Origin of the sequence: Pedobacter sp. KBW01, from assembly GCF_003852395.1 — a bacterium.
GTDB lineage: Bacteria > Bacteroidota > Bacteroidia > Sphingobacteriales > Sphingobacteriaceae > Pedobacter.
This window is the reverse complement of the sequence record NZ_QAJQ01000008.1, coordinates 81,223-102,370: the sequence shown is the minus strand read 5'-3', so window position 1 is coordinate 102,370 and position 21,148 is coordinate 81,223. Positions and strand designations below refer to the sequence as shown.

The 21,148-nt window shown below is 38.9% G+C and carries 19 protein-coding genes; 15 read left to right on the top strand and 4 right to left on the bottom strand.

Going from position 1 to position 21,148, the window contains the following annotated elements; all coding sequences use genetic code 11:
* Nucleotides 1-63: 63 nt before the first annotated feature.
* Both DBR40_RS09610 and ubiE read right to left on the bottom strand, forming a co-directional pair.
* Complete coding sequence (locus DBR40_RS09610; RefSeq protein ID WP_124559535.1) at nt 64-861, bottom strand: outer membrane beta-barrel protein; 798 nt, start codon at nt 859-861, stop codon at nt 64-66.
* Nucleotides 858-1,589 (bottom strand): bifunctional demethylmenaquinone methyltransferase/2-methoxy-6-polyprenyl-1,4-benzoquinol methylase UbiE, encoded by a 732-nt coding sequence (gene ubiE, locus DBR40_RS09605; protein WP_199748311.1) that lies wholly within the window; start codon nt 1,587-1,589, stop codon nt 858-860. The genes DBR40_RS09610 and ubiE overlap by 4 nt, the downstream gene beginning before the upstream one ends.
* A gap of 153 nt (nt 1,590-1,742) precedes the next feature.
* On the opposite strand from ubiE, the gene yihA reads away from it, so the two are divergent.
* The 3 genes from yihA (at nt 1,743) to DBR40_RS09590 (ending at nt 5,131) form a co-directional block, all read left to right on the top strand.
* The gene (gene yihA, locus DBR40_RS09600) at nt 1,743-2,366 is read left to right on the top strand and encodes a ribosome biogenesis GTP-binding protein YihA/YsxC (protein ID WP_124559534.1); all 624 of its coding nucleotides are present in this window, start codon (nt 1,743-1,745) and stop codon (nt 2,364-2,366) included.
* 98 nt (nt 2,367-2,464) lie between these two features.
* Entirely contained in the window at nt 2,465-3,322 is an 858-nt protein-coding gene (locus DBR40_RS09595) for a UbiA-like polyprenyltransferase (RefSeq protein ID WP_124559533.1), read from the top strand.
* Between the two features lie 102 nt (nt 3,323-3,424).
* Nucleotides 3,425-5,131, top strand: a complete 1,707-nt coding sequence (locus tag DBR40_RS09590) for a M3 family oligoendopeptidase (protein ID WP_124559532.1) — start codon at nt 3,425-3,427, stop codon at nt 5,129-5,131.
* Between the two features lie 117 nt (nt 5,132-5,248).
* Here DBR40_RS09590 and DBR40_RS09585 read toward each other — a convergent pair whose 3' ends face one another.
* Nucleotides 5,249-6,469, bottom strand: coding sequence for an MFS transporter (locus DBR40_RS09585; RefSeq protein ID WP_124559531.1), 1,221 nt, complete (start codon nt 6,467-6,469; stop codon nt 5,249-5,251).
* A gap of 290 nt (nt 6,470-6,759) precedes the next feature.
* On the opposite strand from DBR40_RS09585, the gene DBR40_RS09580 reads away from it, so the two are divergent.
* On the top strand, nt 6,760-8,709 hold the full coding sequence (locus DBR40_RS09580; protein WP_124559530.1) for an amino acid permease: 1,950 nt from the start codon (nt 6,760-6,762) through the stop codon (nt 8,707-8,709).
* 696 nt (nt 8,710-9,405) lie between these two features.
* On the opposite strand, the gene DBR40_RS09570 is transcribed toward DBR40_RS09580, so the two are convergent.
* The gene (locus tag DBR40_RS09570) at nt 9,406-11,364 is read right to left on the bottom strand and encodes a KUP/HAK/KT family potassium transporter (protein WP_124559529.1); all 1,959 of its coding nucleotides are present in this window, start codon (nt 11,362-11,364) and stop codon (nt 9,406-9,408) included.
* A 180-nt stretch (nt 11,365-11,544) separates the two neighbouring features.
* On the opposite strand from DBR40_RS09570, the gene DBR40_RS09565 reads away from it, so the two are divergent.
* The 11 genes from DBR40_RS09565 (at nt 11,545) to DBR40_RS09515 (ending at nt 21,117) form a co-directional block, all read left to right on the top strand.
* Nucleotides 11,545-12,075 (top strand): T9SS type A sorting domain-containing protein, encoded by a 531-nt coding sequence (locus DBR40_RS09565; RefSeq protein WP_233603842.1) that lies wholly within the window; start codon nt 11,545-11,547, stop codon nt 12,073-12,075.
* 79 nt (nt 12,076-12,154) lie between these two features.
* Nucleotides 12,155-12,766: a fumarylacetoacetate hydrolase family protein gene (locus DBR40_RS09560; RefSeq protein WP_124559528.1), complete on the top strand. Its 612-nt coding sequence runs from the start codon at nt 12,155-12,157 to the stop codon at nt 12,764-12,766.
* 3 nt (nt 12,767-12,769) lie between these two features.
* On the top strand, nt 12,770-14,497 hold the full coding sequence (locus DBR40_RS09555) for a M23 family metallopeptidase (RefSeq protein WP_124559527.1): 1,728 nt from the start codon (nt 12,770-12,772) through the stop codon (nt 14,495-14,497).
* A gap of 236 nt (nt 14,498-14,733) precedes the next feature.
* Nucleotides 14,734-15,198: a thioredoxin-dependent thiol peroxidase gene (gene bcp, locus DBR40_RS09550; protein WP_124559526.1), complete on the top strand. Its 465-nt coding sequence runs from the start codon at nt 14,734-14,736 to the stop codon at nt 15,196-15,198.
* 57 nt (nt 15,199-15,255) lie between these two features.
* The gene (locus DBR40_RS09545) at nt 15,256-16,101 is read left to right on the top strand and encodes a transketolase (RefSeq protein ID WP_124559525.1); all 846 of its coding nucleotides are present in this window, start codon (nt 15,256-15,258) and stop codon (nt 16,099-16,101) included.
* 172 nt (nt 16,102-16,273) lie between these two features.
* Nucleotides 16,274-17,233: a transketolase family protein gene (locus tag DBR40_RS09540; RefSeq protein WP_056851843.1), complete on the top strand. Its 960-nt coding sequence runs from the start codon at nt 16,274-16,276 to the stop codon at nt 17,231-17,233.
* Between the two features lie 87 nt (nt 17,234-17,320).
* On the top strand, nt 17,321-17,881 hold the full coding sequence (locus DBR40_RS09535) for an RNA polymerase sigma factor (protein ID WP_124559524.1): 561 nt from the start codon (nt 17,321-17,323) through the stop codon (nt 17,879-17,881).
* A gap of 33 nt (nt 17,882-17,914) precedes the next feature.
* A complete protein-coding gene (locus DBR40_RS09530; protein ID WP_124559523.1) occupies nt 17,915-18,562 on the top strand; it encodes a hypothetical protein in 648 nt (215 codons plus the stop codon).
* Nucleotides 18,563-18,568: 6 nt separating this feature from the next.
* Nucleotides 18,569-19,009: a hypothetical protein gene (locus DBR40_RS09525; protein ID WP_124559522.1), complete on the top strand. Its 441-nt coding sequence runs from the start codon at nt 18,569-18,571 to the stop codon at nt 19,007-19,009.
* Nucleotides 19,010-19,138: 129 nt separating this feature from the next.
* On the top strand, nt 19,139-20,329 hold the full coding sequence (locus tag DBR40_RS09520) for an aspartate aminotransferase family protein (RefSeq protein ID WP_166207063.1): 1,191 nt from the start codon (nt 19,139-19,141) through the stop codon (nt 20,327-20,329).
* A 110-nt stretch (nt 20,330-20,439) separates the two neighbouring features.
* Nucleotides 20,440-21,117, top strand: a complete 678-nt coding sequence (locus tag DBR40_RS09515; protein ID WP_124559521.1) for a response regulator transcription factor — start codon at nt 20,440-20,442, stop codon at nt 21,115-21,117.
* Nucleotides 21,118-21,148: the final 31 nt, after the last annotated feature.

Genomic DNA, 21,148 nt, shown 5'->3' with positions numbered 1-21,148 from the left:
ACGGTTAAAAACCAGTTTAATCTACCTACGTAGACAAAGATAAGTTTTTTTGAATGTTAAAGACTACTGAAAAATCAAACTGAACGTGAATTGACGCAATTTCAACTTATCAATCGGATTAGCATAAGCTGTATCGTCATGCTTCAGTATATCGCTGGTAGAATACGACAGTTTAATTTCGGGCGACATTTTGAAATACTCAAAATAAAGGTCAAAACCGATTCCTGTTTCATATGAAAGATAATTCCGTTCGTTTTTGAGCAATTTGTTTACGGCAGTTTCACCTTCATCAAAAGTTTTCTTTTTGGAGGCAATATCAATCGAATACTTTGCTCCACCCAGCCAGTAAGCTCTGAAGTTATTTAAGCGGTTCGATTTGATTTTAATGCCTAGTGGAAATTCGAACATGGTGGCCTGCACTTTCTTATCAACCAGGGTTTGAAAATGTTTGGTTTGCCCGTTGCCCACATTAACCGGATCGGTAGGTACGTATTCGTAACTCACTACCCTATCGCTAAAAATCAGTGAAGGTGTAGAACGGATATCGAAATTTTCGGAAATATTCCTGTTCATTACAAAACCCAAACCAAAGCCTTGCGAGGGTTTACTCGAAATCGAATTTAACGAATTGGTTACCATGGTACCTGAAGCGGGATCGAAAGAAACGCCGTTGCTGTTGGGCATCTCGTAAAATGGCGCCCTCCAGTTCTGTTTTTTGAGGATTTTATATTCTGCCGAAATGTATTGAAAATTAAAACCAAAACTCCAGTCCTCATCATCTATACCACCACCCCAGTTTTGAGCAAGAGCGGCTGTAGAAATGCTAAAGAGTGAAAGAATGAGGCTTAATTTTTTTATCATTTAGTTCCGGTATATATCGAACTTATTCCAAACGTTAAACTTTTATGTTTGGTACTTTTAAAACCAATTTTTTGCATCAGCGCAATAAAATCTTCTCCATCGGGGAAAGCCGCTACCGATTCGGGCAAATATGTATAGGCCCTGTGATCTTTAGAAAATAGCTTACCGAAAAAAGGTGTTACCTGCTTAAAATAAAAACTGTAAAGCTGCTTAACCGGAAAAACCCTGGGTTTCGAAAATTCGAGTATCACCATTTTTCCGTTTGGTTTAAGCACCCGGTACATATCTGCCAAACCTTTTTCGAGGTTTTCGAAATTACGCACCCCATAAGCACAGGTAATGGCATCGAAGGTGTGATCTTCAAAATGCAAGCCTTCTGAATCGCCAACCTGAACCGAAAAAACTTCGTTCAAACTGCGTTCATTGATTTTCTTTTTGGCTACTTCGAGCATGCCTTCAGAAATATCTACACCGATTACCTTTTCGGGATGAAGCTTTTTAATGGCTTCAAAAGCAAAATCGCCGGTTCCGGTAGCTACATCAAGCATTGTTCTCGGGTGGATCGAAACGAGTTCTTTAATGGCCTTTTTGCGCCAAAGCACATCAATTCCCAGTGAAAGAAAATGGTTTAAAAAATCGTAAGTGCCCGAAATATTATTGAACATGGTTGCAACCTGTTCTTTTTTGGTTGCATCTGCTACCTGATATGGAGTGATATTCTGATTCATGATATGTGGCAAAGATAGATAAAAGAGTTTGCAGTTGGGAGTTTAGAGTTTGCAGTTTAGTGATTCCAATAAACTTTACGAAGCGTTGACCTCGGTAAATTCAAGCTCTCAACTCCAACCCCCCAACTCAAAACTAATTATTACCTTTGCACTATGGTTATCAAAACAGCAGCATTTATATGCAGCAACACCCAGGTTTCGGCTTTGCCGCCACCAACAATGCCCGAGTACGCTTTTATTGGCCGCTCTAATGTGGGTAAATCTTCTTTAATCAACATGTTGGTTAATCAACACGGATTGGCAAAAACCTCGCAACGTCCGGGAAAAACACAACTCATCAATCACTTTCTGATTAATGATGCCTGGTACATTGTCGATTTGCCGGGCTATGGCTATGCTAAAGTTTCGAAAACGAGTCGCGAAAAATGGGAAAAATTTATCCGCGCATACATTACCAAAAGAGAGAGCTTACAATGCGTTTTTGTTTTAATCGATAGCCGACTGGAGCCACAACAAATTGATATTGAATTTTGTTATTGGCTGGGCGAAAAACAAATTCCTTTTTCTTTAATATTTACCAAAGCAGATAAGCAGGGAATGACAACCACGCAAAAAAACGTGGCAGCCTTTAAGAAAAAGCTGGGTGAATTTTTTGAAGAGATTCCGGCAACATTTGTTACCTCGGCCGAAAAAGCCACAGGTAAAGATGAAGTGCTGAATTTCATCCATGAAGTAAATAAAGATTTTGTAGTACCTACAGATTATAAGCGGTTTTAAGGTTCAATAGCCCATTGGTCATTGGTTCATTAGTAATTGACAATCTGCCATTAACCATCGACTATTAACCAACAAGAACAGTAAACCATTACCAATAAATGAAAAAATACTTTTCACTCGTATTATTTGCACACTCGGTTTTTGCATTGCCCTTTGCCATGATCGGATTCTTTTTGGGGGTAACTACTACCGATAATCCATTTTCGTGGTACAAATTAATATTGGTTTTGCTGTGTATGGTTTTCGCACGCAACTCGGCCATGGCTTTTAACCGCTACCTTGACCGGAATATTGATGCCAAAAACCCACGTACTAAAATGCGTGATATACCTGCAGGGAAAGTTTCGGCGAATGAAGCGCTTACTTTTGTGATCATCAATTGTGTATTATTTGCCATTGCCACCTATTTTATTAATCCGCTTTGTTTTTATTTATCGCCGGTAGCACTATTTGTAGTATTATTTTATAGTTACACCAAAAGGTTTACAGCACTATGTCACCTGGTATTGGGACTTGGCCTATCGCTGGCGCCGATTGGGGCATATATTGCTGTAACCGGTCAGTTTGCTTTGGTACCAGTTTTATATTCATTAACGGTATTGTTCTGGGTAAGCGGTTTCGATATCATTTACGCCTTGCAGGACGAAGATTTCGACCGCGAAGAAAAATTACATTCCATTCCATCGGCTCTTGGCATAAAAAATGCGCTGAACGTTTCGGTTTTACTGCATGTATTTTCGGCAGCCTGTGTAATCTTGCCGGTATTCTTTACCGAATTTAGCTGGGTTTATTATGTAGGAATTATATTTTTCTGCTCTATGTTGATTTATCAGCACCTGCTTGTAAAACCAAACGATATCAGCAAAGTAAACCGCGCATTTCAAACCTTAAACGGCTATGCTTCGGTGGTATTTGCCATTTGTTTTTTAATAGACGCATATTTGAGACATAAATAGAAATGAGTGAAGGAGTGAATTTTGAATGATTGAATGCATTGTGTAACTAATCAAATTCATTCTGTCATTCAATAATTCTCCAATTCAATAATTAAACTAACCATGATCATCACCAAAAAACCAAGAACATATATTCCACAGGATTTAACCATTACCTGGGAAAGCTTAGCCCCTATTTTTGATGAATTGCAAGACCGCAGCATCACGAGCAACGCAGAATTAGAACAATGGCTAAAAGACCGTTCGGAGCTTGAAGCTGCTTTAGAGGAAGATTTTGCCTGGCGTTACATTAAAATGAGCTGCGATACGGCCAACGAAGAACTGGTTAAAAGCTTCCAATATTTCGCTACCGAAATTTCGCCAAAAATATCACCACTATCTAACGAACTAAACAAGAAATTTGTAGAAAGTCCTTTCATGGATGAATTGGACAAGGAAAAATATTTCGTTTATAACAGATCGGTTAAAAAGGCATTGGAACTTTTCCGCGAAGAGAACATCGAACTGTTTACCGAGCTGCAAGTTAAGCAACAGAAGTACCAGAGCATTACAGGTGCCATGAGCGTAGAAATTAATGGACAGGAATATACACTGGAGCAAGCTTCTATTTTGGTAAAGGATTTAAACCGCGAAGTGCGCGAAAATGCTTTCAGAACTATCCAGCAGCGTCGCCTTGTTGATAAAGACGATTTAAATATCCTGTTTGATGAATTGATCAGACTACGTAATCAGGTGGCTCTTAATGCAGGTTTTGAAAATTACCGCGATTACATGTTTCAGGCTTTAGGCCGTTTTGATTATACTCCACAAGATTGCTACGACTTTGCGAACGCCATTGAGAAAGAGATTGTCCCAATTTTGAAAGAACAGGCTGAGAAACGCAGGGAGGCACTGGGCTTAGATACTTTAAAACCATGGGATTTAGAGGTAAGTGTAAGTGGTAAGGCTGCATTAAAACCTTTCAACAACGGTGCTGAACTAATTGACAAAAGTATCGCCTGCTTTAATGCCATCGACCCTAAACTGGGCGAAAAACTGGCAACCATGAAAGCCAACAACCTTTTTGATGTAGAGAGCAGAAAAGGCAAAGCACCTGGTGGATACAACTATCCTTTGGCCGAGACCGGAGCACCGTTTATCTTCATGAATTCGGCCAACTCGCTCCGCGATTTAACCACGATGGTACATGAGGGAGGGCACGCTGTTCATACTTTCTTAACTGCCAATTTAGAATTGAACGATTTTAAACATTGTCCGTCGGAAGTGGCCGAACTGGCCTCAATGAGCATGGAATTAATTTCTATGGATAAATGGGATGTTTATTTCGACAACGAGGAAGATTTAATCCGCGCAAAAAAAGAACAGCTGGCCGATGTTTTAAAAACATTGCCATGGGTAGCGGTAATCGACCAGTTTCAACATTGGATTTACACCAACCCTAATCATACTGCTGCAGATCGCGAAGAAACCTTTAAACAGATTTATAACCGCTTTGGTGCGGGCTTTGCCAACTGGGATGACCTGGAACAACAATTCGGCAATATTTGGCAAAAACAACTGCATTTGTTCGAAGTTCCTTTTTACTATATTGAATATGCAATTGCCCAGTTAGGCGCCATTGCGGTTTGGAAAAACTATAAGGAAAACCCTGAAAAAGCATTAGACCAATACCTGGCTGCACTGACTTTGGGTTACACCAAACCGATGAACGAGATTTATGAAACCGCCGGAATTAAATTCGACTTTAGTGCCGAATATGTAAAAGAACTGGCCAGTTTTGTAAAAGGAGAACTGGAGAAACTGGGATAGGACAAGCTGGAAGGTTTAAAGAAGGAAAGCAGAAGGCTTTTCCACTCAAAAAACAAAAAAGTCGTAGCAAATGTTACGACTTTTTTGTTAGAGTTTAAATTTAAAAATTTAGTTGCCTTAATCCGCCACTTCTTTTTTTCTTACTTTCAAAATCATAAACATTACGATCAACGATATTACAATCATAATCAAATAGCTGTAGCTCAGATTGCGTTCATCCTTCGCCGGTACCAGACTCACCACTGCATAGCTCAAAAACGACACAATAACATAAGTAATTCCTCCTGTTAAACCACCAGCAATACCCGCATTTTTAGGGAATTTACTCAAACAGAAGGTAAAGTAGTTGTTAAAAGTAAAACCTGCCCCGATATGGATAATGAAGGCAAAAAAGATCAGCGAGTAAAGGTTACTGATAAAATTAAGGCTCAGCATCATTAATACCACAAATACCAGCTGCAAAACTGAATTAATGGCTAATCGCTTAAAAAACGGACGATTAATGGTAGCTTTCCCAATAAAACCACCAACCATCCAGGCAAAGCCCAATACCAATGAGCTATAGCCTGCAATTACAGGCGAAAGGTGCAAATGGTGCTCAATAATAAATGGCCCTGTCATGTTGTAAACCATTACCATGCAATAGGCTAGTCCAAGCATAACTATACCCAGTGTAAAACTGGTGGTTTTAATCATAGTGGCATAAATGTTGGCTATTTTCTTCAACTGGAAATCGGTAAAATGTTTCAAAGTTTCGCCACTAAACATAAACTCAAGCAGAGCAAAAACCAGGGCAAAACCACCCAGGAAATAGAAGTTAGACTCCCAGCCAAAAACTGTTTGCAGGTAGCCTCCAATAAAAGGCGCTACAATTGGTCCGGTTGACCAGATGATGGAAAACAAACTGAGGTAATGCTTAAGCTGTTCGCCTTCAAAAAGATCGACAAAATAAGCGCGCTTTGCAACCACTATCGCCCCAACGGTAAGCCCGTGTATAATCCGCATTAAATAAATTAAGTAGATGTTATGCGTATTGGCAATGATTAGACTAGCAGCCGCAAAAATCAACAGCGAATACAAACCGATTTTATAGCGGCCAAAGCTATCGAGCACACTGCCGATAAACAGTTGCGCAACACCATAACTAATCAGAAATATACTTAGCGTAAGCTGAACCTGAACGTTGCTCACCTGCATTTCACCAGCCATGGTTGGCAATGATGGAATGTAGATATCTGTAGCAAAACCCGACAAGGGAATCAGCGCAAAAGCCAGTATAGTGGCTATCCCCTGGTGGCGTTCTTTAATGTATTTAATGTCTAAAGTACCCGTGTTCATAAATATGAAAATTGTAGATGTTTATATTCCAATCAAACAAGATTTTACGTGTAAACATCCATCTTGAAGATTGGAGCAGGCAAAATTAACGCTTTTGCACTGCTTAAAACTATGCCAATCAAACAAAGGCTTATGATGAGCAAATAATTGAATTTTTTGACATTAATTTCATAAAACATCAGCATTCTAGTCGCTTTTTACTCTCCATTGGCGTGTAATGAAATTTATATCTTGCTTTAAACGTTTTTAGCCAAACTTTTTATAAGTTTGAAGAAACAATCAAACAACAAATGTTCGAAAAGCTATTCAGAAAGAAATCCATTTCCAAGATATTACAAGATGCGGCAAAAGGCTATGGCGACCACGAAAATACATTACATAAAACCCTCGGTGTACGCGATTTAACTGCCTTTGGCATTGCAGCTATTATTGGTGCTGGTATTTTTAGTACGATTGGCAAAGCCAGTGCAGACGGCGGTCCGGCGGTAATTTTTCTGTTTATTTTTACTGCAGTTGCCTGTAGTTTTGCAGCTTTTGCCTATGCCGAATTTGCATCAATGGTGCCGGTTTCGGGCAGTGCATACACCTACTCATACGTTGCTTTTGGTGAGCTGGTGGCCTGGATTATTGGCTGGTCGCTCATTATGGAATACTCCATCGGGAACATAACTGTAGCTATATCCTGGTCTGATTACTTTACAGGACTACTCTCTACTATAAAAATACCACCTTTAGGAATTAACGGCATCCACGTACCAGACTGGATGACTATGGATTACCTTAGTGCTTACAATGGTCATAAACACGCAGAAGCCCTATTGGCCGCAGGCAAAAATTTAGCTGATTTAGATTCGGCAACAGCGCTTGCCAATAATGCCTGGCTTACCGCGCCAAAAATTGGTGGTTTCCACCTGGTAGCCGATATCCCCGCTTTAGGCATTATCATTCTGATTACCTGGTTAATTTACCGCGGCATGAAAGAAAGCCGCAATGCGAGTAATGCCATGGTAGTAGTTAAACTAGCCGTAATTTTATTGGTACTGGCTGTAGGTATATTTTATGTTGATACCAAAAACTGGAATCCTTTTGCGCCAAATGGTGTTTCGGGAGTATTAAAAGGTGTTTCTGCTGTATTTTTTGCTTACATCGGCTTCGATGCCATTTCTACTACGGCTGAAGAATGCAAAAACCCACAACGTGATTTACCACGCGGTATGATGTGGGCCATTATTATCTGTACAATTCTTTACGTAGCCATAGCATTGGTTTTAACCGGTATTGTGAAGTCTGATACTTTGGCTGTAGGCGATCCGCTGGCTTTTGTTTTCGATCAGATCGATCTTAAATTAATGAGTGGCATTATTGCCGTTAGTGCTGTTTTTGCTATGGCCAGTGTACTTTTAGTGTTTCAAATGGGCCAGCCACGCATCTGGATGAGCATGAGCAGAGACGGGCTGTTACCGAAATCGTTTTCAAAAATTCACCCGAAATATAAAACACCTTCTTTTGCAACTATTGTGGTAGGTTTTGTAGTTGCTGTTCCATCGCTATTCATGAACCTCACCATTGTTACCGACCTTTGTTCTATCGGAACACTTTTCGCTTTCGTATTGGTTTGTGCAGGTGTTTTGGTGCTTCAAAACAGGCCTGATGTACAACGTGGAAAATTCAAGATTCCGTATGTAAACAGTAAATTCATTGTTCCGGTTATATTTATTGCGAGCATTGTCTTTGCCTTTACACAGTATGGAAAGGAAACCAAAGCTTTCTTTTTTAACTCTCCTAAAATTGTAGAAACGGTAAACTTTGTCACTTCTTTAAACAGCGAAGAGCTTAAAATTGTTAAGGAAGAAATTGTAAAAAATGCTGCGCCACAAATCATTCTGGCCGAGAAAGTGGATGCAGAATTTTACCTAAGCGCACTGCCTGGCGATCGTTATGAGCAGTTTATTGCGGCTTCGAAGGTTAGCATCGAAAAGAAATACGAAAGTGGCTGGAGCCTCTTTAAACACAAAATCCCAATGTGGATTTTTCTGATTATCTGCGTAGTTATCACCTTCTATTGCATTACTAAAAACCTTTCGCTAATTCCAGTATTAGGGTTAATTAGCTGCCTGTACATGATGTGCGAACTGGGTATTTCTAACTGGATTGGCTTTGGTATCTGGCTGGTTGTAGGCCTGGTTGTTTATTTTGCTTACGGATACAGGCATAGTAAGCTGGCACAGGCTGAGCGCTAAATATAATGAAGTACAATCCTTTAATACATCATCGGAGATCGATCAGATTAAAGGATTATGATTATTCAAAAGCTGGAGCTTATTTTTTTACCATTTGTTGCGAAGATCGGCTTTCCCACTTTAGTGAGGTCGTTAATGGTTAAATGGTTTTAAATCAATATGGAATCATTGCTTTTGAACAATGGCTGAAACTTGCGGATCGATTCTGTAATTTTCAATTGGATGTTTTTCAAATCATGCCGAATCACATGCATGCAATAATTGTATTGAACAATGTCGGGGTAACCGCAAGGGTTGCCCCGACAATTTCCGATATTATTGGCATATAAATCAATCGTTTCAAGCGCTTGCCTGCAATTATTCAAATCACAAAACAATAGGCAAGTTATGGCAACGGAATTATTACGAGCACATCATCCGCGATGAAAGAGCATATCAAAATATCTCAAATTATATCATCAACAATCCCATGAAGTGGGACAAAGATAAATTTCATCTTTAAACAAAAAATCCTCTTTCCGTAATAGAAAGAGGATTGTATTTATTTCTTCTTAACAAAAGCTAAAGTGGTTATTATTATCAAGCCTAAACCAGACGCCATCATGTAATTATTTGCATGATTGAGATGATATATTTTTGCTACAGGGCCTGCAATAAACAGAATTACAGCAAGCAGAATAATCAGCTTCCTGCCCATTAAACTGGTAATCTGTTAAGTTCAATATCATCCGGCGTAACAAAAATAAGTGGTACTTTCTCAACATCCACATAGCTGCTGTCCAAACCAAAACTGCGTTCTTCAGATAAACTTAGTTTTTTCAGGATGAAGTAGTAATCCATGATGGTACGTTCGTAGAAACTCAGTTTGGTAAATTTAGATAAGTGTTTTTCTAAAAGTACAAACCTAAAATCGCCGGCAATTTTATGCTTGTTTAACGAAGTGTACTGACTTGTAATATCAATTTCACCGTTTTTAACCAACTCTTCAACAACCTTACGGTAAAGCAGGTTTACACGTTGCTCAATCCTGAAACCTAGTTTGAAATCGATCCTGATCAACTTACCAGGAATCAGGAATTCTACCTTATAATCTAAAGTATAAGGCTCATCCATTACATCAACGTGCACCAGCCAATACACATCGGCACGTTTTGGCTCTTTCTGAATAATGGAATAAATAATTTTCGATTCAATCTCGGTTTTGAAATTGGCACTTGTTAAATAAACCAGCTGAGAAGAATATTTCGGCACAGATTCATCACTACTCAATTCGCTCAAAATCTGGTAGTAATCTTCAATTTCCACGTACTTAACAAAGCGGTTTTTGATTTTACGTGCCACAAACCAACTCCACATAATGGTAAACAGTAGCGAACCAATTAATACCGTTACCCAACCGCCATGCAAGAATTTAGTTAAATTACTAATCAGGAAAGTACCTTCAATAATTACATAAGTAAAGAAGAAAATAGCAATAAGGTATTTAGGAAAACGCCTGCTCCTTAAGTAAAAACTAACCAAAATGGTAGTCATTAACATGGCAATTGTAATAGACAAGCCGTAAGCAGCGTCCATTCTTTCTGATTTTTCGAACAGCAAAACAATACCGCAACAGCCAATCCACAGCATCCAGTTAATCGATGGAACATAAAGTTGTCCTTTAGAAACCGATGGGTAAATAATTTTGATTTTTGGCCAAAGGTTTAAACGAACCGCCTCAGATATCAAGGTAAATGAACCACTAATTAAAGCCTGACTGGCAATTACAGCAGCCATTGTTGCCAATATAACCATCGGGATCTGAACCTGATCGGGTACAATCTGGAAGAAAGGGTTCATTTTAGCTCCCGGAACATAAGTTGCACTATTGTGCAAAATCCAAACACCCTGCCCTAAATAGTTAAGAATAAGGGTTAATTTAACAAATATCCAGCTGATGCGGATGTTGTTTCTTCCGCAGTGGCCTAAGTCTGAATATAAGGCCTCGGCTCCCGTTGTACATAAAAACACACCCCCGAGAATTAAGAATGCCAGCTTATTGGTTACCAGCAAATGAATAGCATAGTATGGATTAAATGCCTTTAAAACGCTAAAATCCTTAACGATAAAAGATACACCTAAAACCCCTAATACCCCAAACCAAACAAACATTACCGGCCCGAATAATTTACCAACCAGGTTGGTACCGAACTGTTGAATAATGAAAAGCACAGTGAGGATAATTAATACAATCGGAATAACCTCTACGTCGAATTTCTTGGTTAAACCTTCAATTGCTGAAGTAACGGTAATACTCGGTGTGATAATACCATCGGCAAGCAAGGCACAACCACCCACAATAGCCGGAACAACCAACCATTTGGCTTTTTTACGCACCAGCGAGAACAAAGAAAAAATCCCCCCCTCACCTTTGTTATCGGCACGTAAGGTAATAATCACATACTTTACGGTGGTTTGTAGGGTTAGGGTCCAAATGATACAAGATAATACTCCGAGTACATTGGTAGGATTGATATCCTGTTTACCGCCTAGGATAATGGTAAAAATTGCATTTAAGGTATATAATGGTGATGTACCAATATCGCCGAATACAATTCCCAAACTAATTAGAACCCCACCAGCGGTTAACGCGTTGACATTTTTATGATTTGACACTTCGTTGATTATTTTAGTGCGGCAAAAGTAAACTAACTATAACAATTTAACAACCAAATTATTGTGTATTTTCAACACTATGAAATTTAAATATTATTGTTAAATTGTGTTAAATTATGGCTTTTAAACAAAATGTTTAATTTCTTTGTTTTAAATTAATACATTTGCATTACCAATTTGATGAAACTCTACACTAAGACAACGTTACTCACCAAACTAGCCTGCACATTGTGTATGGTTTTGTTGTGCAGCGTAAATTCTTGGTCGCAGCAGGCTGATAGTATTAAGATTAGCCTTAAAAACAGAACCAAAAAGGTAAGCAGAATTCCCGAAATTAAAGCTAATATTACCCCTTACAAACCGCTTTATCTGTCTATTGGTGGCAGTGGTTTATTTAACTCGTACTCTACTACTCCAAGATCTGCAACAGTTACACCCAAAGATAAGTTACTAACTATTGTAAAAATATACCCCAATCCAGTTGAAGATCAGTTAAATATTATCCTTTCTATTGGTAAAGACGGCACACAAACTACAATAAAAATTATCGATTTACTGGGGAACGAAGTAGCTACATTATCGAACGAGCGCTTAAATGCTGGTGAACAAACCAAAACCTTCACCATTCCAAGCAGGATAAATGCGGGCATCTACTTTTTAAGGGTTATTGCCGGAACAGAAAGCCAGGTAAAACGTATCTCAGTTTTATAGCTTCATTTTCTTTTCTATTTTTGAATTGACCTGGGTTTAACTCATGTCTATTTTCTTACACAATAAATTTTTAAAAAAAATGAAAATCATAGCCATTGGCCGTAACTATGCCGAACACGCCAAAGAACTGAATAATCCGGTTCCAACTACTCCGGTAATTTTTTTGAAGCCCGATACAGCAGTACTAAAAGATAACAAACCTTTTTACCTGCCCGATTTTTCTGATGATGTACATTACGAACTGGAAGTAGTTTTAAAAATCTGTAAGGAAGGAAAACACATTGCTGAAAAATTTGCAGCTAATTATTATGACGAAGTAGGCTTAGGTATTGATTTGACTGCCCGCGATATCCAAAGCAAACATAAAGAGAAAGGCCTACCCTGGGAGCTTGCCAAAGCATTTGACAACTCTGCTCCCATCAGCCTTTTCACACCTAAAAATGATTTCGAAGATCTTTACAATTTAAATTTTGAACTCAAAATAAACGGAGAAAGTCGCCAGGTTGGCCATACTAAAGATCTGCTCTTCTCGTTCGAGAAGATAATCAGCTTTGTTTCGCAATATATTACTTTAAAGAAAGGCGACTTAATTTTTACGGGTACACCAGCAGGTGTAGGCAAAATTAATAAAGGCGATAAGTTAGAAGCATGGCTGGAAGGCAAACAACTATTAAATTTTGATGTAAAGTAACGAATGACTAAAAATCCGATCCTCCAATTCAGTAAGCTTACACTTTTATTTTTATCAGCTTTTAATATAGCTCAGGCACAACAGATTTTCAGCACCAATAAATACCCTATTACCGATTTCAGGCAGCCTTTAGATATTACCCCTCCTGCCTTGGCGGGCTCATTCGGAGAAATTCGAGGGAACCATTTCCATTCTGGCATCGATTTCAGGACGAATCAGCGCGAAGGCTACCCCGTGTATGCTGTTGCTGATGGATACATTTCGCGACTAAGGGTGCAGAATAGTGGCTTTGGGCAAGCGCTTTACATTAATCATCCCAATGGTTTCACCACAGTTTACGGTCATTTACAACGCTTTGCACCTAAAATTGCAACGGTAGTTAAAAATCTGGAGTACGAAAAAAAGTCTTTCGAAATTGATGAGTTTCCCGATGCTACCTTAATTCCTGTGCATAAAGGTGAAGTTATTGCCTGGTCGGGCAACCGCGGAAGCTCTGGCGGTCCGCATTTACACTTCGAAATCAGGGATACTAAAACCGAAGAAACCATTAATCCCCAATTTTTTGGCATCATCATTCCCGATAACATTCCACCGGTTATCCATGGTCTTTATGTTTACCGCTTAAATGGAAAAGCTTTCAACGAATTTACACCCAAACAAGCAATCGGCATTACAGGTGCAAGCGGCGGGTATAAAACAACAGCTCCAGTCAGCTTAACTGGCGAAGTGGGCTTTGGCATTGTAGTTACCGACAGGCACAATGGTTTATCGGGCACCAATGGTGTTTATTCTATCCAGCTCGAGCTTGATGGCAAGAAAATCTATACTTCGGCATTAGAGCGTTTTGCTTTTGAAGACAGCAAGGCCATTAATTCACATATCGATTACCCAACATATATCAATACAAAAAGAAGCATTCAAAAAAGTTTTGTAGATCCGGGCAACCCATTAAAAATATACAGTAGTCTCGTAAATAGTGGCAGGATCAACTTTAACGACGGTGCTACACACCAGCTACGTTACATCATTACCGATTCGAAGGGAAATTCGTCTGTTTTACCTTTTACCGTTAACGCAGGCACTGCACCCGTATCTGCACCAACAGTCCCTTCAGGCATTATTTATCCTTACAACAAGGTAAACGAATTTAATAGTGAGGATATTAAGGTTGTTTTTCCGATGGGTACTTTATACAACGACCTTAATTTCAGTTATAAAAAGCTTCCTAAACCAGCTGGAAATGCCTGGTCTGCAGTACATCAAATCCATAACCGTTATACTCCGCTTCACATTGGTTTCGATTTATGGATCAAAGCAGATAACCTTCCCGAAAATTTAAGAAGTAAAGCCCTGATTGTAAACACAAATGGTTCATCGCAAGGCGGAAGTTTCGATAATGGTTTTGTTAAGGCTACTCCAAAAAACTTTGGCAGCTTTTACATCGCTACCGATACCATCGCACCGAGAATTGTACCTGTTAATATTGGAGAAGGCCGGAATATGGCGGGTTTATCGAAAATGACTTTTAAGATCAGTGATAATTTATCAGGCATTAAAAGTTTTAACGGCTACATAGATGGCAAATGGGTTTTAATGGAGTTTGATGCCAAAACGGCTACCCTATGGCACAGTTTCGACGAACGAACAAGTCCAGGCAAGCACAGCCTTGAACTGGTAGTAACTGATATGAAGGAAAATACCAGGCATTACAGCATTGGTTTTTCGAGGTAAGCCTGAAATAATCAAATCACAATAACGAATTATCAAACTCAGTACAAACCCGGTAATTGAACTTTGATAATTGGTTATTGGTCATTGTTTATTGGTATTTGGTTATTGATGTTTGGCCTTTGATTATTAATTAACCTAAAGTCATCTTTTAACATATATCGAACACTATAATGGCTTAAACTGTTTAACTTGCACATTCAATCATTTTACCAGTCAAAAATTCAATCATTTATAATATGGCAGAGTTAAAAGAAGGTGATCAGGCACCTGCAATTACATCGAAAGATCAAAACGGTATTGAGGTATCGTTAAATGATTACCAAGGAAAAACGGTGGTCCTCTATTTTTATCCGAAAGATGATACCCCGGGCTGTACCGCCGAAGCTTGTGATTTCAGAGACAACTACCAGGGCTTACAAGCTAAAGGTATTGTAGTTTTGGGCGTAAGTGTTGACGACGAAAAATCACACCAGAAATTTGTAACCAAACACAACCTACCTTTTACCCTATTGGCCGATACCGATCAGAAAATCGTAAATGACTATGGCGTTTGGGCCGAAAAAAACATGTATGGTAAAAAGTATATGGGTACCGTACGCACAACTTTTATTATTGATAGCGAAGGCAAAATTGCCCACATCATTAAAAAAGTAGACACTAAAAATTCAACACAACAAGTACTCGATTTAATCAATAACTAATTATGATATAGCAAGTAAAATATTAACTTTGCTATGTAACAACAACCTCTAATTTTAATGAAACATACAATTAAAGAGCTAGAAGATATTGCCTCTCAGATCAGACGAGATATCGTTAGAATGGTTCACGGATGTCAGTCTGGCCACCCTGGTGCCTCACTTGGATGCGCAGATTTTTTTACTGCTTTATACTTTGAAGTAATGAACCACAAAACCGACTTCACCATGGAAGGCGCAGGCGAAGATTTGTTTTTCTTATCTAACGGACACATTTCTCCGGTTTGGTATAGTACTTTGGCACATGCGGGCTATTTTGACAAAAGTGAATTGGCAACTTTCCGTAAGTTAGACTCTAGATTGCAAGGCCACCCTACTACGCACGAACATTTACCAGGAATCCGTATTGCTTCAGGTTCATTGGGCCAGGGCTTATCGGTTGCTATTGGAGCAGCCTTAGCCAAAAAATTAAATGGCGATAAATCTATCATCTTTGCACTATTGGGTGATGGAGAATTACAGGAAGGCCAAAACTGGGAAGCAGCCATGTTTGCCCCATTCAATAAAGTAGATCATTTAATTGCTTCTGTTGATTATAACGGTCAGCAAATTGATGGTCCTACAAATAAAGTACTTGCCTTAGATGATTTACAAGCTAAATTCGAAGCTTTCGGATGGCATGTAATCAATACCGATGGTAACGATATGCAGGCAATTGTTGAAGGTTTACATTATGCTAAAACCCTAACTGGTAAAGGCAAACCAATCTTAAATTTAATGAGTACGCAAATGGGTGCTGGCGTAGATTATATGATGGGTACGCATAAATGGCACGGTACAGCACCAAACGACGAACAATTGGCTGCTGCTTTAGCTCAATTACCAGAAACTTTAGGAGACTATTAAATTAGATTGGAGACAATAGATATGAGACTGGAGACGAATAGTCACCCAATCTCACTTCTAAAAAACAATGAAATCCTGATACTAAACTAGATTTGGGACAATAGATATGAGATTTGAGACAAATTGTCGCCGATCTCACTTCTAAAATCTCATATCTCATATCTAAAAAACAATGAAAAAATACACATATACAGAAAAAAAAGATACACGTTCGGGATTTGGCGCTGGCTTACATGAAGCCGGCAAGAAAAACGAAAATGTGGTTGCCTTATGTGCCGACTTAGTTGGATCGCTTAAAATGGATGCCTTTATTAAAGATTTCCCTGAGCGTTTTACACAGGTTGGTATTGCCGAAGCCAACATGATCGGTATTGCAGCCGGTATGACTATTGGTGGTAAAATTCCGTTCACCGGTACTTTTGCCAACTTTTCTACAGGTCGTGTTTACGATCAGATCCGTCAATCTGTTGCTTATTCAAATAAAAACGTAAAAATCTGTGCTTCACACGCAGGTTTAACCCTTGGCGAAGACGGCGCAACACACCAGATTTTAGAAGATATTGGTTTAATGAAAATGTTGCCGGGTATGGTCGTAATCAATCCTTGCGATTATAACCAAACCAAAGCTGCTACAATGGCCATTGCCGAATATGAAGGTCCTGTTTACCTGCGTTTCGGTCGTCCGGTAATCCCAGTATTTACAGATCCTGATCAGAAATTCGAGATTGGTAAAGCATGGATGGTTAACGAAGGTACCGATGTAACCATTATTGCAACCGGCCACATGGTTTGGAAAGCAATCGAAGCTGGCGAAAAACTAGCAGAACTGGGTATTGATGCGGAAATTATAAATATCCACACCATTAAACCTTTGGATGATGAAGCGATCTTAAAATCAGTGAAAAAAACTGGTTGTGTGGTAACATGTGAAGAGCATAACAAATTTGGCGGTTTAGGCGAAAGTGTTGCGCGTTTGTTAACCACCGAATTGCCAACTCCACAAGAGTTTGTAGCCACTAACGATACTTTCGGCGAAAGCGGAACGCCAGATCAATTAATGTCTAAATACGGATTAGATGCTGTGAACATTGTTGAAGCTGTGCAAAAAGTAATCGGCAGGAAAAAAGCTTAAAAACAAATAACTACAAGGGCACAGGGCATATCAGGTGTAATCTGGTGGGCTTGGTGCCTTTGTGGTAAATAAAGAAAAAATCCCTTGATGAGACAAGTTGAAGATTTAGAAATTCTTGAAATGTTTGCCGTCGAGAAGACCCGCAATGAAGCCTTTAACCTGCTTTTAAAAAAATATCAGCAAAAAATTTACTGGCACATTAGGAGATTGGTACTGAACCACGATGACTGCGATGACCTTTTGCAAGAAGTGTTTGTTAAAGTTTGGAAAAACCTTGAAAAATTTAGAAATGATTCGCAATTGTATACCTGGATTTACCGCATTGCAACAAACGAATCTATTACCTTTTTAAACAAACAGAAGCAGAAAAACAATACACCTTTAGATGAAGTTTCATCAGAGTTGGCCGATAATCTGGTTGCATCATCTTATTTTAATGGCGATAAACTTGAACTAAAACTGCAAAAAGCGATTCTTACTTTACCCGAGAAACAGCGGATCATTTTCAATATGAAATATTTTGATGATATGAAATACGAGGAAATTTCGGAAGTACTTGGTACCTCAGTTGGGGCTTTAAAAGCCTCGTTTCATATCGCGGCAAAAAAAATTGAGGCTTTTATAACAAATGATGAAATAGACTATTAAACCTTTTCACATTAATTGTATCATATATCTGTGATGAACGAGAATTTAGAAAACAACGATTGGATTAACGAAGCTCCTACCCTTGCGGCCATGGGGAAACGGAATCCTTTTGCTGTTCCGGATGGATATTTCGAAAGTGTTGAAGAGCAAGTTCTTACTGCTGTTTTTTTGGATGGGCTTAAGAAAAAAACAAACCACAATAGTTTTGATGTTCCGCAAAATTATTTTGAAGATTTAACGGAACGCATTGAAATGCGGATCAGCCTGTCGGAAATACCAAAAGCACAACCGTTTGCTGTACCAGAAAACTACTTTGATACTTTACAAAGCAGAATTAACAGTAAAATTGCGGCAGAAACACCTAAAAAGGTGGCTAAAATTGTTCCGCTGTGGAGAAGAAACATGGTTAAATATGCAAGCGCTGCATGTTTTGTATTAATGGCAACATTTGGCGCCTACTTTTACAAAAACAACCCATCGGTACCAGTCGCAAAAACACCACTAACCGACCTCGCTAATGACCAATTGCTTTATGATATTGATGAGAATACCATTATTGAACATTTAGAAGCCCAGAATACCACCTCATCTAAAACTCATGCTGCGTCAGATACAGAAATGGAAAACTATATCTTGAGTCATTTCTCATCAAATGATTTATCTCAGGAACTAAATAATTAATTAGAAATGAAGAATTTAATTTTTGTTGCTTTAATGTTTCTATTACCCACTGCCCTTTTGGCCCAAAGACCAAAAGTAGAAGAAATAGAATCGCTAAAAATAGCATATTTTACCCAAAAGCTGGATCTATCGCCTGAAGAAGCCAAGATCTTCTGGCCAATTTACAACGATATGCAAAGCGAACAAAATGCCTTGCGCAAAGAACGCATGCAAAAGATGATCTCCTTCAGAAAAGTAGACGAAATAGATAATTTAAGTGATGCGCAGGTACAAAGCTTAATCACAAGTGAATTCGATTTCAAACAAAGAGATCTTAATCTCGATAAAAAATATTACAACAAGCTTAAATCTTCGCTTCCTATTAAAGTAGTAGGTAAATTTTACAGGGCTCAGGAAGGATTTAAACGCGAATTGCTCAACAGATTTAGAGGTGGACAAAAGCCCTAGCAAAAAAGACTTACAGCGATGTAGGTCTTTTTTCGATTATAAGGTTACCATAGGCCGTAAGTATATTGGTTTTTATCATAAGATGTCGAACAAGGATAAGAATCTTGCTTAAATCCGTACTTTTGTGCTATGCTTACCCAACGTCAATTGTTTTTACAACACAATGCACAAACCTCTCCCGAACCTTTAATGCTCGAATTTGTAAGGGCAAAAGGAATTTACATTTACGATGCTCGAGACAAGAAACACATCGATCTGATTGCCGGTATCGGCGTAAGTAATGTTGGCCATTGCCATCCTGCTGTGGTTAAAGCTATTAAAGATCAGGCAGAAACTTATATGCATTTAATGGTTTACGGCGAATATGTGCAAAGCCCACAGGTGAATTTTGCGAAGGCATTGGCCGATATTTTACCAGAAAGCCTAAGTTGCACCTATTTTTTAAATTCAGGTACTGAAGCCGTTGAAGGTGCCATGAAACTGGCTAAACGTTATACCGGCCGAAAGGGCTTTATTGCCTGTAAAAATGCCTATCATGGCAGTACGCAGGGAGCTGAAAGTTTAATGGAAAGCAACTTCTATTCAGCTGGGTACGGCCCGTTCCTGCCTAACGTAAGTTTTATTGAACATAACCAAATTGCCGATCTGGCTAAAATAACCACCGATACTGCAGCTGTTTTTATAGAACCCATACAGGGTGAGGCAGGCATCCGTGTAGCTGACCTAAGCTATATGCAGGCCTTAAAAGCCAAATGCCAGGAAACCGGAACCCTACTCATTTTTGATGAAATACAATCAGGTTTCGGCCGAAGCGGCAAAATGTTTGCGTTTGAGCATTATAATGTAGTACCCGATGTATTGCTTTTGGCAAAAGGCATCGGTGGCGGCATGCCAATTGGGGCTTTCATAAGCTCACTTGAAATCATGTCGGTACTTTCGCATACCCCAATTTTAGGCCACATGACTACTTTCGGTGGTCATCCGGTTTGTTGTGCCGCAGGCCTGGCCACTTTACGAACGCTGATTGATGACCACATTGTAGCTGAAGTGGAAGAGAAAGGACAATTATTTAAACGATTAATTAAACATCCGGCCATTAAAGAAATACGTGGAAGAGGTTTAATGTTGGCGGTTGAGTTCGAAAATTTCGAAACCAATAAAAAAATAATTGATGCCTGTATTCTCGACGGCATCCTATCCGACTGGTTTTTACATTGCAGCAATTCGATGCGCATTGCTCCTCCTTTAATTATTACTACAGAAGAAATTGAAGAAGCTTGTGCCATCATATTAAAAAATATTAACTTAGTTGCAGGGTAATAGCGTAGTGCAAAGGGTAAAAGCATAGCGCTTTGACCTAAAAGACTAAAGAAAAACATTGATTATAGAAAAACACAACTAAAAATTGTAAACCGAAAACTGTAAACTGAATGAACGTACTCATAGTTGAAGATGAAAAGAGCCTTGCGCTTGAAATGGACGAATTTTTAAGTAAGGAGGGCTTTATTGTGGAGCATGCCTGGAAAAAATCATCGGCCGAAGAAAAAATCTTCGTAAACAATTACGATTTCATTTTATTAGATCTGGGTTTACCTGACGGCGATGGTTTTGAAGTACTGAAACAGCTTAAAGCAATAAAGGACCGTGATGATGCTGTAATTATTTTAACAGCCCGGAGTGCGGTAGATGACCGGATTAAGGGACTCGATGAAGGTGCCGACGATTATTTACCAAAGCCTTTTTCGCTAAATGAGCTTTTAGCGCGTATGCACGCCATTACCCGTCGCAAACACAAACTCGAGAAAAACGAAATCAATATCCATAACTTCTTACTCAACATCCAAAACAGAACGGTTTCTTTTGGCGAAGAGCGCTTAAACCTTACAAAAAAAGAATTCGAGATTTTTAACTACCTGGTATTGAATAAAAACCGTGTGGTATCGAGAATGAGCTTAACCGAACATGTTTGGGGAGATATTCTAGAGGTAAACTCCGATTCGAATTTTGTTGATGTACATGTTAAAAACTTAAGGAAAAAACTAGCTAATATCTCTCCCATTGACTGGTTCGAAACCGTAAGAAGTATTGGTTACAGGATAAATTGTTAACGAATATTAATCGAGAAACAATAACCAATGA

Coding starts and splice junctions, on each gene's coding strand:
- DBR40_RS09610 (WP_124559535.1), bottom strand. CDS start 861: ATGATAAAAAAATTAAGCCTCATTCTTTCACTCTTTAGCATTTCTACA.
- ubiE (WP_199748311.1), bottom strand. CDS start 1,589: ATGAATCAGAATATCACTCCATATCAGGTAGCAGATGCAACCAAAAAA.
- yihA (WP_124559534.1), top strand. CDS start 1,743: ATGGTTATCAAAACAGCAGCATTTATATGCAGCAACACCCAGGTTTCG.
- DBR40_RS09595 (WP_124559533.1), top strand. CDS start 2,465: ATGAAAAAATACTTTTCACTCGTATTATTTGCACACTCGGTTTTTGCA.
- DBR40_RS09590 (WP_124559532.1), top strand. CDS start 3,425: ATGATCATCACCAAAAAACCAAGAACATATATTCCACAGGATTTAACC.
- DBR40_RS09585 (WP_124559531.1), bottom strand. CDS start 6,469: ATGAACACGGGTACTTTAGACATTAAATACATTAAAGAACGCCACCAG.
- DBR40_RS09580 (WP_124559530.1), top strand. CDS start 6,760: ATGTTCGAAAAGCTATTCAGAAAGAAATCCATTTCCAAGATATTACAA.
- DBR40_RS09565 (WP_233603842.1), top strand. CDS start 11,545: ATGAAACTCTACACTAAGACAACGTTACTCACCAAACTAGCCTGCACA.
- DBR40_RS09560 (WP_124559528.1), top strand. CDS start 12,155: ATGAAAATCATAGCCATTGGCCGTAACTATGCCGAACACGCCAAAGAA.
- DBR40_RS09555 (WP_124559527.1), top strand. CDS start 12,770: ATGACTAAAAATCCGATCCTCCAATTCAGTAAGCTTACACTTTTATTT.
- bcp (WP_124559526.1), top strand. CDS start 14,734: ATGGCAGAGTTAAAAGAAGGTGATCAGGCACCTGCAATTACATCGAAA.
- DBR40_RS09545 (WP_124559525.1), top strand. CDS start 15,256: ATGAAACATACAATTAAAGAGCTAGAAGATATTGCCTCTCAGATCAGA.
- DBR40_RS09540 (WP_056851843.1), top strand. CDS start 16,274: ATGAAAAAATACACATATACAGAAAAAAAAGATACACGTTCGGGATTT.
- DBR40_RS09535 (WP_124559524.1), top strand. CDS start 17,321: ATGAGACAAGTTGAAGATTTAGAAATTCTTGAAATGTTTGCCGTCGAG.
- DBR40_RS09530 (WP_124559523.1), top strand. CDS start 17,915: ATGAACGAGAATTTAGAAAACAACGATTGGATTAACGAAGCTCCTACC.
- DBR40_RS09525 (WP_124559522.1), top strand. CDS start 18,569: ATGAAGAATTTAATTTTTGTTGCTTTAATGTTTCTATTACCCACTGCC.
- DBR40_RS09520 (WP_166207063.1), top strand. CDS start 19,139: ATGCTTACCCAACGTCAATTGTTTTTACAACACAATGCACAAACCTCT.
- DBR40_RS09515 (WP_124559521.1), top strand. CDS start 20,440: ATGAACGTACTCATAGTTGAAGATGAAAAGAGCCTTGCGCTTGAAATG.